The sequence below is a fragment of the Rossellomorea sp. GQ25 genome, assembly GCF_059758515.1.
The window spans coordinates 137,812-154,109 of record NZ_JCAXEQ010000001.1 but is presented as its reverse complement, the minus strand read 5'-3'; the positions used below and the strand labels follow the sequence as shown (position 1 = coordinate 154,109).

The window sequence follows — 16,298 nt, the reverse complement described above, 5'->3', positions numbered from 1 at the left end:
ATTTTAAAAAGGGTAACTGGTTGGCTCTGTGTTTTTAGTACAGATCCACCCGGTTACCCCTTTTCTTATTTAGAACTGGAGCCAATCAATGATTGGATGCTTCTTTAAGCTTTGTTTCTTTCTCTTCTTCAGTTACATCTTTATTCGACATACGTAAAGGGATTTCGTTCATAAAGAACGTTAGTACAAAACCAACAAGAAGAATGATAGCACCAATAAAGAAGACATTCGTTAAAGCGAAACTTAAAGACTCTCTCACTCCTTCGAGAATGGTTGCGTAAATCCCTTGGAATTCTGGTGGTAATGTTGATTGTAATTCTTTTAATTTCTCACCATTCATAATGTTTTGAGGATCCTGAAGCTGCTTCATCACTCCTGATGTTTCAGGATTCGTAAGTACAGGTGAGTCTTTCACTTCAGTCATTTTCTCCGTCATCTTTGAAGACATGGAAGTATTCATCACAGTACCCATGATGGCTACCCCGATCGTACCGCCGATTTGTCTGAATAATTGAGTTGCAGCGGTAGCCACACCAAGGAACTTATGCTGAACAGCGTTTTGAACCGTTAAAGTGAACACAGGGAAGCTCAGTCCAAGACCTGTTCCTACTATAATAATATTGATTAGAGCCGTTGTATTGTTTGTGTTCGTATCCATAAAGGATAAAAGAATCATTCCTGCACTCATTACGAACAAACCGATAAGGGCTAGAAATTTATATCTGCCTGTCTTAGTGATGATCTGTCCACCAACTGTACTTGCGATCACCATACTTAATGTCATCGGCATCATCACCAAGCCCGACTTAGTGGCAGATGTCCCCATGACTCCTTGGATAAAGAACGGCATATACATGATGGCTCCAAACATCCCGGCACCCAGGATAAATCCAATGATATTGGATAACGTGAAGATTTTATTCTTGAACAATTGAAGTGGAAGAACGGGATTACTTGCTTTCTTTTCCGTAATGATAAATAAGACAAAAAATAACACCGTTGCTGACAGTAACCCTATTATCGGAAGGGAAACCCATTCATAGTCATTCCCACCCCATGTAAAGGCCAATAGTAATGGAATAATCGTTAGAGTAAGCATAACGGAGCCTAAATAGTCCACTTTCAACCCTCTATTTGGTTTCTGTGAAGGAAACATTTTATAAATCATTCCAAAGGCGACGAAACCTACTGGAAGGAAGACCCAGAATACCCAGTGCCAATCTGCATTATCAACGATCCAGCCTCCTAATGTAGGTCCGAACACACTTGCAAGACCAAATACACTACTCATTAAACCTTGCCACTTCCCTCTTTCCCGAGGCGAAAATAAGTCTCCTACAGCCGTAAACGCAGTAGACATGATCATCCCGGCTCCAAAGCCCTGAATCCCCCTGAAGATGATTAATTGAAGGATTGAGGAAGAAAGTCCATTCAAGAATGACCCGATCATAAAGACACCGATACCAAGGAGGATGAATGGCTTTCTTCCATACATATCCGATAATTTCCCTACTAATATGGCTGTTACCGAACTGGTTAACATAAAGATTGTAAATACCCAGCTATAATAGTCAATCCCGCCGATTTCGGAAATAATTCGTGGTAAAGCGGTTCCCACTATCGTTTGATTCAATGCTGCGAATAACATGGCTGACATGATGGCTATCATGATCATTACTTTTTTTCGATGTTCTAAGTGCTCCATTTTTAAGTCTCCCTTAATATTTATAATTAGAATAATTCACTTACTTAAGTAATTAAGCATAATAGAAGGGATGACCCATTCCGGTCAACCCTTGCTCTGTTTTCTTACACTTATTACTTGCGATTTGATGCTAATAGTTTTTCAAACAGTTCAATCAGGTGGTTTATCTCTTCTTTATCAAATTTCACAAATAATTCCTGAAAGTATTGAGTCTTTTTTTCTTCACATTGAGCCAGCATATCAACGCCCTGAGGTGTCAAAGCTAACTCTACTACTCTACGATCTTCGTTAGAACGCATTCTTGTGATATACCCTTTTTCTACTAATGTATCTGTAATGGAAGTAATGTGACTTGCCGATACTTCCATACGTTTGGATATTTCAGAGGATTTCAATGCCCCATTCTCCCTAATGAGCTGAAGTACCCGAAATTCTCCATTGGAAATGAACTCACCAAAGATGGTTCGAATATCTGATTTCATCATTCTAAAAACGGATCTAAATAATCCCTCTAACTCGAACATTTCTTTTCCCACTAAAAATCGACCTTTCTCACTGCTTACACTAACTAAATAGTTCACTAAGTTAACTATTATAGTTTAAACATTTTCTTCTGATCTGTCAATGGTTATGAACCGGTCAAGACCATGACAGTTCTGACTCCCACCTTGGAGCAAAGAATGATACTAATCGATAGTCCGATCCCACATAGGAGTCCGGTCAGCAACCGTAACGAATTAGTACTAGTTCTCCACTTCCACTTCTGGGTGTATCCATCTGCCAGTAGAGGGATGATGAGCATTCCCACATAAAGCAAATGAACGAATGTTACCAAAGGAAAATACACCCAAACGAACGGGATCCCGATTAGGATTCCCACGAGAATTCCCATACAGCGGAAACATAATGGGAATTGTTTCCCCCTGACGATGAGTGAACGTTCTCGTATTCTATGACAGGGCATAAAAGATAATGTAAGGAAGTCTTTCACTCTATCCCCTCCTATGGACTACAGTCCGGAGTACAATCACAGTCCGGGGAATCACAGTCAAATTTCTTTCCCCGTGGAAAAGGAAGACAGTCCGGTGAATAAAATGCACAGTCCCAACAATCATTGGTCCTTTCCCTTTTATGTTTTTTTCGCTGATAATACACGATCGTTGATATAAACATGATGACACTAAGTACGATGAGGCTGGTAAAGATGATGAACTGCAGTGTTGTCTCATGTATACTCAACCCGTATAGTCCACCGATAAATATGATCAGTTCTACACTAAACAATAGAAACACCATGAATTGTTTCCCCACTCCTTAGGTTATTCGGTTATATCTATCTCCTGCAATGAACGTATTACTTCTGATTTATGTAAATCATCTCCAATTATGACGAAATTGGTAGGATATTTCATATCTCCCGGCATAAATAAAGGCATACCATATGAATATTGAAACAAGGTTGGATTTTTTCGCCCCTGTAAAGGAACATACCCCTTCATTCTATAAATGCTGTCAGGTTGATTTTTCACCCATTCTTCAAACGCTTCTCCTTTGACTGATCCATTGAATGTATACACGATTGCTTGTAGGGTTAAATGCTCGCCGATGGATGCTTTCTCATAGGAACCGTTTCGGTTATCCGCTTTTAAAGAAAATAGATCTGTCATGGAGACCTTTGAATAGTTGGTTAAGTACACTTTAGCAATAGGGTTGATTTGCTGAAGCTCATACGAGAATGTTCCCTGCTCCATCTCTGAAAGCAAATCCATTTTATTCGCCACAATATATTGAGCATGGCGAATTTGTTCTCTCATCAAATGTAAGACGGCCGGACTGAATTCACCTCTATTTCGCCACTGTAGTCCATCCACAACAGTAACAATCCCTCTAAATTCGAACTGATTTGCAAACAGCGGGGATAAGATGGAATCAACAACCTCAACGGGGTGTGCTGCTCCTGTGGTTTCAATAACCAGTACATCGAAATTTTCGTTAAGCAGTAATTCCTGAAGCTGAGATTCCAGCTTTTCTGATATGGTGCAGCATATACATCCATCAAGCAACTCCCGTAAAGCCGTATCTTTTTCAACTTCATCACTATCGATGGATACACTTCCTAATTCATTCATTAATACGGCCGGTTTTTTATTCTGGTCCTTTAAGGCTTGAAGCAAATCTTTTAATAACGTTGTTTTTCCACTTCCAAGGAATCCGGATAGTATATAAACATCTTTCTTCATTTAATCTTCCTCTCTATAGATCCTATACATATTCTATTAGAAAGCGCTTATGAACACAATGAAGGCATTCTCGTAATGGTCTTTTCGCAAAGTTTGTGGCCATCTTAGAGAATAAAGTTGTAGTTGATTTCCGCTACAGGATGCTCGCTTTCCGTGGGGCTGTGGTGAGCCTCCGTGGTCTCACCCACTGGCTTTGCATAACTTCCAAGAAAAAGTGAATATATCATGAGTGGTAGTGTAAAAACAGGGATCGTTCCTTTCCGCTCCAGGCACAAGATTCCCCGGGGAGGAAGTCGAGCCTCCTTTCGACGTTCCGTCTGTGGGGTCTCGACCTTCCCTCTATCTCCCGCAGGAGTCAAGTGCCTTCCGCTACAATCCACTCTGTGCTTCTACATTTTGACTTCCTAATGACGGATATTCAAATACAAAAAAAGCTTCTATTGTAGATATGTTGAGCGTTTGTTCCCAAAAAACAAACTATCTAAACATATGAGCACAAAATCAACCTCTTAATGCTAGCTCAAAAATCAGTTATTAATCAGTGTTTTTGTGACGGCTCAATTGAATACTTCTTTTAAAGTGAGTAGAGGTTAATGTCTTATTGAAGATGAATTCTGTTTTCTAATTAGATTGGATTTGACACCTTTTAGATCTGTCACGAAAAATCTCTTAAAGATGGTGAGGGGAACTGCGCAGACTCTTGCGGAAGAACCGGCGTGACTAGACCCCGGAAGCAAAGCCGAGGAGGCTCGGCCGTACGCTAGCTACAAGCTGAGCTGTTCCCCTCACCATCCAGCTCACACTAATGAACAGAGCCCAAGCAGACATTCAAAAACTACAAACTTTTAGAAAAGAGCCATTGTAAAATGCGTTTTATAATCTTTACACGCATAGAATGAAATAGACAGGAATTAAGTCACCTAAGATAGTCTATGGATGTTATTTATTTCTTCAATTTATCACTATAAAAGACCGTTCCATTTCGGCAGAATCAATACATGTGAGTACTAAAAAGGTGGGGTTGTCATTGTACTATGAGAAGATTGTTCCGCTTAAGTTAAGGGACTTTTTGAAGAATCCTTCTCATGAAACATTGAAGGATCTGTTGCTTCATAATACGGGGGAAACGGATTACGTGGATTTCAAATCAGATTGGATTGAATTCACAAAAATGGCGAAGCATATTCTGGCTATCTCCAATACAGGAGGCGGATGCATAATTATAGGAGTGATGCAATATGATGATGGATCGTTAGATTTAAAGGGATTGTCAGATGAGGAGTTTTTAGATAAAGCGGATGTTGATAATAAACTACAGCATCTACTTCCAAAATATTTACGTTATCGAACCGAGGATTTCATCTTCCCTAAAGAGATTCACCCTTTGTTGAACTTAAAACGATTCCAGGTTCTCATCATTGATTATGATCCACGATACGTTCCCTATACCTCTATTGTGACAAGAGGTGAATTAAGGTATGGGGCCATTTATGCTAGACAAGGAACGAAGACAATCGAAGCTAGCCACGAAAAATTGGTGGACGTCATTCTCCGCAAGGTCCAGTCAGGTGGATCGGACAGTGATGAGCGTACATTAAGAGAACATCTGGAACATCTTAAAATTCTGCATTTGGAACATGATCAAGCTGAAGACCTGAAGTACAAAAAATATCTACATGATTTGATTGTAAGAAAGATGAAAAAGATAGAAACTTTCCTGGACCTGGATTCATCCGAGTTTCATTCTTGGTAAATCACTCAACTGTTTTCAGAAACTCACTGATGGCTTCTTGATTTTTCTGTTCATCCATGTCTAAGACCTGTCCTGCATTCACTGTAGAAAGATCCGTAAAGCTCCCTTCTATCGGTACTCGAAGTGTGTCCACCCGGTTTACGGGATTTAGCATTAATGACATTCCATACTTTATCACTTCACTCATTGGTGTAGAGGTTTCCACGTTTTTTAAACCTTCTCTCATAATAGAAACGACGGTGGTAATTCCTTCGCCAGACTGCATTTGCTCCATTAGACTGTTTTCTGCTAACTCCATGATTTCCTGCTGTCTCTCCACTCGTCCAAAATCGCTATTTATGTCTCCCCTAAACCTTATATATTGTAAGATTTCTTCTCCTTTTAAAACTTGATTCCCGGGACTCTTTGACCATTTCCAATACTTGATCATCGGCTCTGACACTGTAACCCCGACCCCTTTTGGAAAAACGAGATCCATCATGTTTATGAAACCCTTAAAATCTACTTTCAGGGTATGGTGAACATCTATGTTGAAATTTTTTTTTATCGTTTCAGCCAGGAGCTCTTCTCCACCCCACGTATACGCATGATTAATTTTGCTCTTTTCATATCCAGGGATGTTGACAAATGTATCTCTCATGATAGAAACAATCTTCATGGATGTGGATTGTGGAGTATATTGAGCAACCATTAAAACATCTGCACGGGCAGGTTCGTTATTTCGTTGATCTGAACCGATTAGAAGTACATTAACAGGAGATTTTTTATCCTGAAGGACTAAAGGAAAAATCGATTCATCCTTTTCATTTAAGAAATGCTTTTGCGATTGAACTTCTTCTTTGGGTGCCGGTTGTTCTCTCTCACCCCAGAAAGGCGAACAACTTACAACAATGAATACAGAAAATAATAAAGTCAGCAGTAACGCTGGTTTTTTCATAAGATCACCTCATATATACTCTCATTGTTGGTAAAGCACATATATTCTATACGAGTAAGAAGAAACCAATAGAAAAAAAGATCTCAGGTACTTTCACCTGAGATCTTCCACTTAATTATTTTTGTTTAATTCTTCGATCGCTTTTTTCACTTGCGGATCGTTTTCTTTTAGTTTTTCTCGAAGATTGGACATAAGCTTAGCCGTCGTCTCAGCATTTAACGTTCCTGTTACCTCTAGTTCATTCTTTTCCTGGAACTGCTTAACCGCTTTTGTTGTATCTTCATCATAATATCCATCAACGTTTCCTGGATTCAAGTCCAGTGCCTTGAGCATTTGCTCTGCTGTTTTCACCTGATCAGATAAGTCTGATTCCTTCAGTTCCTTTTCAGGATTGATATATGGAAGCTGTGCATATTCCGGCATCTTCACTTCAATATCAGGAGTGATCCCCTTTTCATGAATCCAATTGCCATCTGGCGTTAACCATTTAGCCGTTGTAAACTTCATGTTTGATCCATCTTGGAATGTTTCGGCTGTTTGGACAGTTCCCTTACCAAAGGTTTTCGTTCCAACAAGGGGAATATCGTTTGACTCACTTACAGCTGCTGCTAAGATTTCGGCAGCACTTGCGCTTCCACCATCAACAAGAACAGCTGTTGGCACATCTACCTTCTGCCCTGATTCTGAAACATACTTTTCCACTTTACCGTTGCTGTCTTCTACTTGGAATAAAACTTCACCTTCAGGAACAAACAAGTTAGAGATTTTCACAGCTTGATCCAGTAATCCACCTGGATTTTGTCTTAAATCAAGTACAAGTTTTTTCATGCCTTTATCGTTCATTTCATTTAAAGCTTCCGTTAATTCTTTATACGTATCCTCTGAAAAGCTCGTAATTTGAATTTCAGCTACACCATTTTCTTTCATTTCTGCATAAACCGTTTCAATTGGAATTTCATCCCTTGTAATGGTTACTTGCATTGGCTTATCTTGTCCTGGTCGCTGAATGGTCAGTGTAACCTTTGTCCCTTTTTCACCCCGAATGAGGAGAACCGCATCGGTGACAGACATTCCTTGAATACTTTTGTCATCCACTTTTGTGATTGTATCGTTCGGCTGTAATCCGGCTTTCTCTGCCGGAGAACCTTTTATGGGAGAAACGATGGAAATGTATCCTTCTTTCTCCTGTATTTCTGCACCGATTCCTTCGAAAGAAGAAGAGATGCTTTCCTGGAACTTTTCAGCTTCTTCTACATTCATATAATCAGAATAAGGATCTCCCACACTATCAAGCATTCCATTAATAGCACCGTTTACTAAGGTGTCCTGATCAAGGTCTTTAAAGTAATTTTCATTTAACTTATCATACGCTTCATATAGTTTTTGAAACTCTGATCGTTCGGTTACTCCTACATTTACTGCCTTCTCGTCTCCAAACGCCAGGGCAAATGTTGTAATTCCTGCAGTTGCAAATACAAGGAAAAACAAGAGCATAACAAATTTAAACTTTTTCATTTTTATAAAACTTGAATGGGTTTCTTGTTGTGACTGATCTGTCTTATCTTGTTCCAAAGCTTCCACCACTTTCGTTGCTATGTATCTTGTGTGAATTTACCGACTACACTATCACGAAACAGCTATAGGAGCAATCTTGAGCTCATAGCTTCTTTATTCTATCAGCTTTTCAATATTAACGAAAGGAAAATCCATTGTCATGATTATGATGTGTCAAAATCGTTGTAAAAAACCCTACTGTACTGACAGCAAATAAAGAATATAAGAAAGACTCCGTACCGATGATCGGCCAGCCAACCACCAGCACGATGCTATCAAAAGCAAAGATTAATTTCCCTACATTCAAGTGAAAACTTTTTCCAATCAATTGAGCCAATAAATCAGATCCTCCCGTGGCGGAGTTTCCTTTTAACATAAGGCCGATTCCAATCCCAACAAATGTCCCACCTAAGAAGGCGCTCATAAGCGGGGGAAGAGTGAGAATATTCTTCCACTGATGAAAAAAGTCTATCATTAACGAGGATAACCATAGACCGTGAATACTATTATAGAAAAGTTTTCTGTCCACAAAAAAAGCCAGCATATATAACGGCACACTCAGTAAGATAATCGTGAGCCCCGGCTTAAAACCAAACCAGTAATGGGCAATAAGGCCAATCCCAATCATACCCCCGTCCAGGAAATGATGGGGCACGAAAAAAAGATTGATACCGATCCCTACAAACACACTTCCTATGATAAGAATGCTAAAAGTCCTCAACATACGTTTCACCCGCTCACCTCAAACTTGGACGGCCCCTATTATTGTTGTATGTAAACTCTTGAGAAAACAGAACAACCCCAGAGCGGAATGATTTTAATAAGAGACTCTAATATCAATCACAAGTGACAAGAAAAGGGTCAGAAGCTAAAGCCCCTAACCCTTGAAAAACCCATTATATTTTTTTCACATTATTAAAATATTCCTCTAAAGACCAATCGTTTTCATGAATGACTTTAGCTGCATCCTTACCAACATACCTAAAATGCCAGGGCTCATATTGATATTGGGTAATTGAAACCTTATCTTCAGGATAACGAAGGATGAACCCATATTTATAAGCGTTTTCAGCAAGCCATTTTCCTTCCTTCGTATCAGCAAATTCAATGTTTACCTGGAAGTTATTACTTTGACTTGAAATATCCATGGCTAAACCGGATTGATGCTCACTTTGTCCTGGAGGTGCCACGGCCATTACGGCTTTTTCTTCTCCAAATTGAGCAATTTCTCTTTCCAACAGCATTTTTTGATATTCATATGAACGATAACCTGAAATAGCCGTTAGTAAAATCCCTTGTGATTTGGCGTCAGCGAACATTTTCTCCAGCTGTACTGCCGCTTCTTTACGAAGATACGCCTTTTCAAGTTCTTGATTACCAAATACGAACGGAACATTTGGGCGAACCAAATCAGTTGGTTTGTATTCATCTAATGCGTATTCCTTATTTACAAGCGCTAAAAGATTGGAGGGATTTTGAATCACTTGTTTTCCATCCACTACTTTCACATCATTAAAGTATTGAGCCTCTAATTGTAGTTCAGGAGGAACGGCTTCTTCCTCTGAAGTGGGAGATTGTTCCTGTTCCGGTTGTTCATCCTGCTCCGGTTGATCTCCCGGAGTTTGCTGCTTAGGTTCCTCTTCTTTTGTTTCTTGTTGTTTCTGGCCAAATAAATTCTCTGACCAATCTTGTACTTGCGAACATCCCGATAGCATAATCAAGGAAGCAGCCGTTACGAAGATGATCTTTTTCATACTTTCACCTAGTTTCTCTAAAATGGTTCCATCCAACATCTTATCATGTTATTAGATTTCTGTAAGCAGGATATCCTTCACAAAATGAAAAACTGCCTATAAACCCAGAAGTGGGAATGTAAGCAGTTTCTTTTGATCGTAAATGGACCTACTCTTGAATAGCAGCTTCCAATGCAACTTCAATCATTTCATTAAATGTTGTTTGACGCTCATCTGCTGTCGTTTCTTCACCTGTTAATATATGATCACTGACTGTAAGTACAGATAATGCATTGCGTCCATACTTTGAAGCTAATGTATATAGAGCTGACGTTTCCATTTCAATTGCCAGAATGCCGTATTGAGCCCATTTTTCGTGCTCTGCATTGTCATTGTAGAACATGTCGGCAGTAAATACATTTCCAACCTTCAAGTTAAGGCCTTTTTCCACGCCGGCATCATAAGCACGTTTAAGAAGATCAAAGTTAGCTGTCGGTGCATAGTCAATCCCGTTAAATGTCAATCGGTTCATTTGAGAATCAGTTGATGAGGTCATAACCAGAATAACGTCACGAACTTTAACATCCTTTTGGATAGCACCACATGTACCGACACGGATCAGGTTTTGAACGTTATAGCTTTGCATCAATTCGTTGATATAAATGGAAATGGAAGGTACACCCATGCCTGTCCCTTGAACCGAAATTCTTTTCCCTTTATATGTCCCTGTGTATCCAAACATATTGCGAACCTCATTGTAACAGGTTGGATTTTCCAGAAAGGTTTCTGCAATATACTTTGCTCTAAGTGGATCTCCTGGTAATAAAACCGTTTCTGCTATTTCATTTTCTTTTGCATTAATATGTATACTCAATTTACGTTTCCTCCTAACAAGTCTGCTGAAACACCATTGTAATCCTTTTTTATTTCTTATGCAACGCTTGAAAATGGAAGGATAGAAAGCAGAGTATGGGGTCAAACTAACGACAGAAGGAGGGATTCACATGGCTAAAGAAAAAATGAGTAAGAAATTGAAGCAAGCAGTTCAACATGCAAATGAAACAAACCCTTCTACCCGTTCCGGGACACAACCTAACTCTTCAAGAACTGAAAGACTTAAATCATAACGAGGAGGATAATTGGTATGGGTAAAAAACACCGAAACAGAATCAATGCTCCTAAGAAAAATAACCATATCCCAAAAGAAGTCCTGGATGCAGAGCACAATGCGCATGCTAAGGAAAATTCAGCTCAGAACCGGAAAAACGGTCCGGGTAATCACATATAAGTATTGCCAATAAAACAAAGGAAAGAATCTTACCTTGAGAGGAAGATTCTTTCCTTTTACTTTTCGTTGTTCCATATTTAATGAATCAAGATCCGGTTTACTCTTTTCCATCCATTTGGCTGAAGGCGATAATAATAATGACCTCTCCGTCCCTCGTCAATAAAGATAATATCACGTGTAGCAATGTATCTGCCCTGATAATCTTTAGGAACCAGATCTGGTACGTTAAATGTTCTGAACGTTTTATACAGGGCTTCTTCATGATTATTTGCTTCAACCGAGATTCGATACACCTTTTCATAGCCTTTATCCTCTCCATACTTTGGAGTTTGGAAAATGGTCATGTCATAGGTAGATCTCAATAGCTTAGGACGAATGATTTTTTCAAGTAAAGGCATGAGCACCCCTCCGTCATTATGTTGTACTCATACTATTACACATAGATCTTGTCGAATCCTTCATGGAAACATAGGAATCTTTGTCGAATCGATCCTTTAAGCGAATTTATTTATCTCATCCTGCAGTTTAGATGAGAGATGAGGGATATCTGACGTTCTAATTGTTAGTCTGACCATGGATTCGTCCATTTCAAGAGCTTCTGCTAAAAATCCACCTAACCCTCTTGCCCGTCGATCCACTTCCAGAAGCAAATCCACTTGTTCTAGAGATTGATTTAGGAACATTACTTCCAGTTCATCTAATTTTCGTTGATATGGACCATTGACCGGTACGAATTCGAATTCTTGTATGAATGGATAGCGGCCTCTGTAGCGGCGTGGTGCTTGCTCACATTCAACCTTACGAATCCTGAAGCCCAGTTCCTGAACAGATGTGAGCACCGCATTCGTCAATTCATTCGGTATAATTTCAATATAATCTTTGTCTTTAGGGTCAACTGCATTTTTAATATCTAAGCCAGTGGCTACCCACACTCTTGTATTTCCATACGTGATTGGGGTTTCAAATGGTAAGGTAAAAGTAAAAGGAAACTCTTTCTTTTCATTTTCGCCGATGTTAAAGGGCTCGGATATTTGCACTTTTTGAATGGGAGCATAATCAGTATACTTTTTGTCATCTGATTCACGAATATATGTAGTAAAAAGAGTTAAATAGATAGAATCGATATTTTGATCTGCACTCCCTCCTGTAATTTCTACTATACCCTTTGCTGTTTCCCCTGCTTGATAGCTTGATTTTTCTAATTTTGTATCTACTGTAGCAGCTCCGATTCCTATTGAAGCAAACACTTTGTTGAAAAAAGACATATGATATTCCTCCTCGATTATCGTTCTTGTAATGTGTCAATCACTTGGTATAATTCCTCCAGGATCTCCGCAGCATCCCTAAATCCTGAATCAATCTGCAGAAGTCTTCTGATCACCATCCTGGTATCATGATGAATGGCAAGTTCTTCTTCCCAGCTTCTCTCCTTTTTCGTCGTCGGTTCATAAGAAGAATACAATAAAAATAACAGAAAATGCCCGATTGCGTAGAAATCACTGTTCTTCGATTTATCCCGCATAAAATCCTTATGTTTCCCTGGGATAATCTCTGATGTTGCATTCATTACACAAGCAAGGCCAAAGTCTATTATTTGAAGCGTTCCATGATCCAGTAAAATATTAGGGATCCTCAAGTCTCTGTGAACGTACCCATTTTCATGGATCCATTGAACCAGGATAACCAATTGTACACCTAACTTTAGTGATTCTCCCTCTGAGTAAGTTTTTCCTTCCTTAAAAATTAACTCCTCGAATGTTTGACCGTGCATTTTTTCCATAACGAAATAAGGAGTCTTCCTATACTCACCTGCTGTATAAACGGACGGAAACTGAGGATGAGGTAAAGTTTGTAGTGCATTCATTTCATTTTGAACATATTGGACGTGATTAGAAAATAACTTTTTGTAAGGGCGAATTCTTTTTAATATGGCTTCTTTTCCATTCGAGTGGTCCATGACCGAATAAGTTGTACCATAGCTTCCTTTTCCAACTAATCGGATGATATGGAAGCCATTGATGTTTTCTCCAGGTTTCCACGTCTGTTCAAAGCCATCGATCAGTCTACGGAAAAGAGTGTGCATATCCCATTTCCTCTCATTCCATCAACTGCTAAAAAAGCTGGAAAAAAAGCTTTTGCTCTTATGCTTCTTATAATGCTGATGTCCAAAATGTTTATGTTTAGGTGATTTATGCTTTCTCCACGCATCACTGGAGCTGTATCGATGATGTTTCGAATTTAACAGACTTTTGATTATTTTTCTTAACATAAGTAATCCTCCCAAGAATGTTTCTTTTCCACTTGTATTACTATATACGTTTCATTTTGAAATTAGTTTCAAACATAAAAAAATATCTTAGTGGAGCGTGATCCCTTGACCTCTTCACCGTTTCAGAAGTTTTTAAACATAATCAAGACGGGGAACAAAGACTATACGAGGCCGCTTCTTAAAGAGGAATCTATTTGCGAACTTTATAATAAAGCAATCCATGAGCCTACTCCGATTGTTTATTTCCCTCAGGATCTTGAACTGTATGAACGTATTGTGATGAAAGTAAGGGATGCTAATCTCAATAACTTAACAAGAACTGCATGTTACATTGATTTTTTCAAGAATCACCCTGAAATCCACTGGTCGTTTCTTGCTCATATGGTATCCAGGAATGCTGGCTATCATATGACTGACATTAAAAATAATCTGCTTTCACACGTCTTATCCAAAAAAGATCAAAATGCGTTTTTCTCATTTCTCGAGCTATGTAACGCAGCCATATTTCAAGATGCGTATCCACAATTATTACTTTATGAACAGTGGAAAAGAACGGGGCATTCTTCTTTTCACCTTCTAAAAAAATTCAAGGTTTCCATTTTCATGAAAAGTATATGGAATGACTTTCTTACAACGGGTAATAAACAAGTTTTAACCACAGGGCTCATCATGAATGAACAACAAATGATTCAAAAGAGAATATTAGCAGATATTAAAAAACCAATCGGAGTGGAAGAATGGCTTTTCCTGTTGCAGGACCGTTTAGAATTCACTTCTATTCTCTTCCCATATGGAAAACAATCTCCCTACTCTCTTGCAGGCCTTTCTGTATCTCACTTTGAACAGGTTAAGCGCAGAATTATGTTAGGCAAGAGGTTATACGGAATTTTATTTCATCACTCTGTCTTTCCGACTGCATTCTCATTTGCGATTCACCATTCCCACAGCGGATCGAGAGCAGATTACTGGCCACACATTTATTCGAAAAAAAATATAAAAACTCGTCTATATAGTCCCACTTTGTGTTCTGTTTGGGATAACATGCCTTTTTTCACACTCTCTCCGTCTGACTGGTTTACAGACCAGCCGATCGAAGTTATGGCACCTCTTCTGACGATGATGGTACCAGAGCATTTTTCTATGACAAAAAAGTGGAAAGCGTTGACCTCATTTCTGGTGAATCTAAAGAGGGATTAACTCAAAATAAGTGCCTCCATGTTTTTCTGCAACCCGAAAAACATGACAGACACTTAAGAGTTAATCCCCATTATGTGAAAGGACATTCCTTACGATGTGATTTCCATTTCGATGGTTGAAAAGATCCTATACATCTTCTTCCCATTCTTCATCAATGATACATTTGGCAATCAGATACTCGAATGTGATATCCGCTATTTCTTCCAGCTCATCTTCTGACGGTACATATCCTCTTTGAACGAGTTCTTTCATGAAGAACTCAGCAATTTCCTCGGTGTCGATAAAGACTTCTATCTCCCGCATGTGATCGCCCCCTTTGATTCTCAATTTATGACAGCACTCTTCCAGTTATGCTATGAGAAAAAAGTTTTCATAAGACTTAAAAGACAAGCATAGACTTTATCATCAAAGATAAGGAGCGATTCGATGTTAAGCACATTTACTCAGAAAACGAAAACGATGTTAAAAGATTTAGAAAGTGGTGAGGGAATGATTGTTTCAGGAATGCAGTGGATTCTTCGGGTTGTATTGCTATCATTTTTAATCATAAGCGTTCCAGTTTTTCTGTATATCATGTGGCTTATTCCTTCTCTTTAACAATAGATTGTGAGTTTATATGAGTTTTCAATTGTTCTAACACATAGTCCATCTTATTCTTATATTTAGTATCTTTAAAGAGAAGATACAGGGTTTTGTAATCATTATAATGGTCCAGAAGCTGATCAATCCAACTTGGCTTTGGGTGAGCAGTTGAATGAAGCGATTTTATTTTGCCTTCTTTTTTCTGCGGAAATACGAATCCGTATTTCTTAATAAACGCCTCTGCTTGCTCTTCATCTGCAACTAAGGTGATTTCATCTTCGTCTGCTTCTAACCACTCTCCATCTGTAATTCTCATTAACTCATAAATAACGTCTTCCCAGGCATCGTCCTTATAACGCCATATTTCCGTCCTGAATCCTACCACCTTAAAGAGATCCTCTTCATACCCCTTGACAATAACAAGATCTCCGAATAGAAATTTATATTCAATATCGATCTGTTCCTGTTCAAAAATGTATCCATCATAAGAATCAAGCAATTCTAATGCTTTCTCCTTGAAAAGTCCTTCACTTTCGTTTACCTCATATAAAAACTCACCATCGAGTTTTTTAATGTCGGTGATTTTCCCGACAGTACCATAGATTGTTACGACTACCGTTTCTCCAACTCTGAATCTAGGCTCTTTTCGTTTCTTCATTCTCCCCTCACCCTTAATCGCCTTTTTTATATGATATGCAACAACAATCATATCGGTATACACGAAAAGCCTTTTTAAAAAAGGACCGACATTTGTCTAGAACAAATGTCAGTCCATTGGCTTCAAGGATTATTAGGTTAAACTTTTTCTTCTAATAAATAGGCGTCCCATGCCATATCGAAAATGGACATACTTTCAAGATAATGACCATTCATTTCTAGGTAAGAACTAATCTCATGGTATTGTTGTGATTGTTTAGGAAAGCTATGATCATCATAAGCTGAATTTGCGAAATGAGTTAATTCATCCTTGGCAGAAGGCTGCCTATATTTCATTAAATAATGATAAAAGGATTTTCTCATCTGTTCCACCTACCCTTGTT

The 16,298-nt window shown here is 38.8% G+C and carries 20 protein-coding genes; 5 read left to right on the top strand and 15 right to left on the bottom strand.

Features of this window, described 5'->3' with window-relative positions; all coding sequences use genetic code 11:
* Nucleotides 1-85: 85 nt before the first annotated feature.
* The 4 genes from AC6CIB_RS00840 to AC6CIB_RS00825 form a co-directional block, all read right to left on the bottom strand.
* Nucleotides 86-1,705, bottom strand: coding sequence for an MDR family MFS transporter (locus AC6CIB_RS00840; protein WP_498277416.1), 1,620 nt, complete (start codon nucleotides 1,703-1,705; stop codon nucleotides 86-88).
* Nucleotides 1,706-1,818: 113 nt separating this feature from the next.
* Nucleotides 1,819-2,229 carry a MarR family winged helix-turn-helix transcriptional regulator gene (locus AC6CIB_RS00835; protein ID WP_498277415.1) on the bottom strand — a complete coding sequence of 137 codons (411 nt, stop codon included), beginning with the start codon at nucleotides 2,227-2,229 and terminating at the stop codon, nucleotides 1,819-1,821.
* Between the two features lie 104 nt (nucleotides 2,230-2,333).
* Entirely contained in the window at nucleotides 2,334-2,669 is a 336-nt protein-coding gene (locus AC6CIB_RS00830; RefSeq protein ID WP_498278594.1) for a DUF2085 domain-containing protein, read from the bottom strand.
* Between the two features lie 355 nt (nucleotides 2,670-3,024).
* Nucleotides 3,025-3,945 carry a CobW family GTP-binding protein gene (locus tag AC6CIB_RS00825; protein ID WP_498277414.1) on the bottom strand — a complete coding sequence of 307 codons (921 nt, stop codon included), beginning with the start codon at nucleotides 3,943-3,945 and terminating at the stop codon, nucleotides 3,025-3,027.
* Nucleotides 3,946-4,972: 1,027 nt separating this feature from the next.
* Between AC6CIB_RS00825 and AC6CIB_RS00820 the strand changes: the two genes are divergently transcribed.
* Nucleotides 4,973-5,698 carry an AlbA family DNA-binding domain-containing protein gene (locus AC6CIB_RS00820; protein WP_498277412.1) on the top strand — a complete coding sequence of 242 codons (726 nt, stop codon included), beginning with the start codon at nucleotides 4,973-4,975 and terminating at the stop codon, nucleotides 5,696-5,698.
* A 1-nt stretch (nucleotide 5,699) separates the two neighbouring features.
* On the opposite strand, the gene AC6CIB_RS00815 is transcribed toward AC6CIB_RS00820, so the two are convergent.
* The 5 genes from AC6CIB_RS00815 to deoD all read right to left on the bottom strand — a co-directional run bounded on the left by AC6CIB_RS00815 (nucleotide 5,700) and on the right by deoD (nucleotide 10,796).
* Nucleotides 5,700-6,635, bottom strand: a complete 936-nt coding sequence (locus AC6CIB_RS00815; protein ID WP_498277411.1) for an LCP family protein — start codon at nucleotides 6,633-6,635, stop codon at nucleotides 5,700-5,702.
* A 111-nt stretch (nucleotides 6,636-6,746) separates the two neighbouring features.
* Nucleotides 6,747-8,207 carry a lmo1851 family serine protease gene (locus AC6CIB_RS00810; protein WP_498277410.1) on the bottom strand — a complete coding sequence of 487 codons (1,461 nt, stop codon included), beginning with the start codon at nucleotides 8,205-8,207 and terminating at the stop codon, nucleotides 6,747-6,749.
* A 118-nt stretch (nucleotides 8,208-8,325) separates the two neighbouring features.
* Complete coding sequence (locus AC6CIB_RS00805) at nucleotides 8,326-8,913, bottom strand: YitT family protein (protein ID WP_498277409.1); 588 nt, start codon at nucleotides 8,911-8,913, stop codon at nucleotides 8,326-8,328.
* Nucleotides 8,914-9,085: 172 nt separating this feature from the next.
* Nucleotides 9,086-9,943 carry a M15 family metallopeptidase gene (locus tag AC6CIB_RS00800; protein ID WP_498277408.1) on the bottom strand — a complete coding sequence of 286 codons (858 nt, stop codon included), beginning with the start codon at nucleotides 9,941-9,943 and terminating at the stop codon, nucleotides 9,086-9,088.
* 148 nt (nucleotides 9,944-10,091) lie between these two features.
* Nucleotides 10,092-10,796, bottom strand: coding sequence for a purine-nucleoside phosphorylase (deoD, locus tag AC6CIB_RS00795; RefSeq protein ID WP_498277407.1), 705 nt, complete (start codon nucleotides 10,794-10,796; stop codon nucleotides 10,092-10,094).
* A 130-nt stretch (nucleotides 10,797-10,926) separates the two neighbouring features.
* Here deoD and AC6CIB_RS00790 point away from each other — a divergent pair, with 130 nt between their 5' ends.
* Together AC6CIB_RS00790 and yoyE are read left to right on the top strand one after the other, a co-directional pair.
* Entirely contained in the window at nucleotides 10,927-11,049 is a 123-nt protein-coding gene (locus AC6CIB_RS00790) for a hypothetical protein (protein ID WP_258549720.1), read from the top strand.
* Nucleotides 11,050-11,066: 17 nt separating this feature from the next.
* Complete coding sequence (yoyE, locus tag AC6CIB_RS00785; RefSeq protein ID WP_498277405.1) at nucleotides 11,067-11,210, top strand: protein YoyE; 144 nt, start codon at nucleotides 11,067-11,069, stop codon at nucleotides 11,208-11,210.
* A 77-nt stretch (nucleotides 11,211-11,287) separates the two neighbouring features.
* On the opposite strand, the gene AC6CIB_RS00780 is transcribed toward yoyE, so the two are convergent.
* The 3 genes from AC6CIB_RS00780 to AC6CIB_RS00770 form a co-directional block, all read right to left on the bottom strand.
* Nucleotides 11,288-11,608 (bottom strand): hypothetical protein, encoded by a 321-nt coding sequence (locus tag AC6CIB_RS00780; RefSeq protein WP_482629358.1) that lies wholly within the window; start codon nucleotides 11,606-11,608, stop codon nucleotides 11,288-11,290.
* A 96-nt stretch (nucleotides 11,609-11,704) separates the two neighbouring features.
* A complete protein-coding gene (locus tag AC6CIB_RS00775) occupies nucleotides 11,705-12,475 on the bottom strand; it encodes a sporulation protein (RefSeq protein WP_498277404.1) in 771 nt (256 codons plus the stop codon).
* A gap of 17 nt (nucleotides 12,476-12,492) precedes the next feature.
* On the bottom strand, nucleotides 12,493-13,293 hold the full coding sequence (locus tag AC6CIB_RS00770) for a serine/threonine protein kinase (RefSeq protein WP_498277403.1): 801 nt from the start codon (nucleotides 13,291-13,293) through the stop codon (nucleotides 12,493-12,495).
* Between the two features lie 291 nt (nucleotides 13,294-13,584).
* Between AC6CIB_RS00770 and AC6CIB_RS00765 the strand changes: the two genes are divergently transcribed.
* Nucleotides 13,585-14,676, top strand: coding sequence for a DUF2515 family protein (locus AC6CIB_RS00765; protein WP_498277402.1), 1,092 nt, complete (start codon nucleotides 13,585-13,587; stop codon nucleotides 14,674-14,676).
* A gap of 126 nt (nucleotides 14,677-14,802) precedes the next feature.
* Here the strand turns inward: AC6CIB_RS00765 and AC6CIB_RS00760 are convergent, their stop codons facing one another.
* Nucleotides 14,803-14,979, bottom strand: a complete 177-nt coding sequence (locus AC6CIB_RS00760) for a YozD family protein (protein WP_148969368.1) — start codon at nucleotides 14,977-14,979, stop codon at nucleotides 14,803-14,805.
* A 123-nt stretch (nucleotides 14,980-15,102) separates the two neighbouring features.
* Here AC6CIB_RS00760 and AC6CIB_RS00755 point away from each other — a divergent pair, with 123 nt between their 5' ends.
* Complete coding sequence (locus AC6CIB_RS00755) at nucleotides 15,103-15,273, top strand: hypothetical protein (protein WP_498277400.1); 171 nt, start codon at nucleotides 15,103-15,105, stop codon at nucleotides 15,271-15,273.
* Here AC6CIB_RS00755 and yodN read toward each other — a convergent pair.
* Together yodN and AC6CIB_RS00745 are read right to left on the bottom strand one after the other, a co-directional pair.
* Nucleotides 15,257-15,916: a germination protein YodN gene (gene yodN / locus AC6CIB_RS00750; protein ID WP_498277399.1), complete on the bottom strand. Its 660-nt coding sequence runs from the start codon at nucleotides 15,914-15,916 to the stop codon at nucleotides 15,257-15,259. The two genes, AC6CIB_RS00755 and yodN, sit on opposite strands and share 17 nt — an antisense overlap.
* A gap of 137 nt (nucleotides 15,917-16,053) precedes the next feature.
* Nucleotides 16,054-16,278: a YozE family protein gene (locus AC6CIB_RS00745; RefSeq protein WP_498277398.1), complete on the bottom strand. Its 225-nt coding sequence runs from the start codon at nucleotides 16,276-16,278 to the stop codon at nucleotides 16,054-16,056.
* Nucleotides 16,279-16,298: the final 20 nt, after the last annotated feature.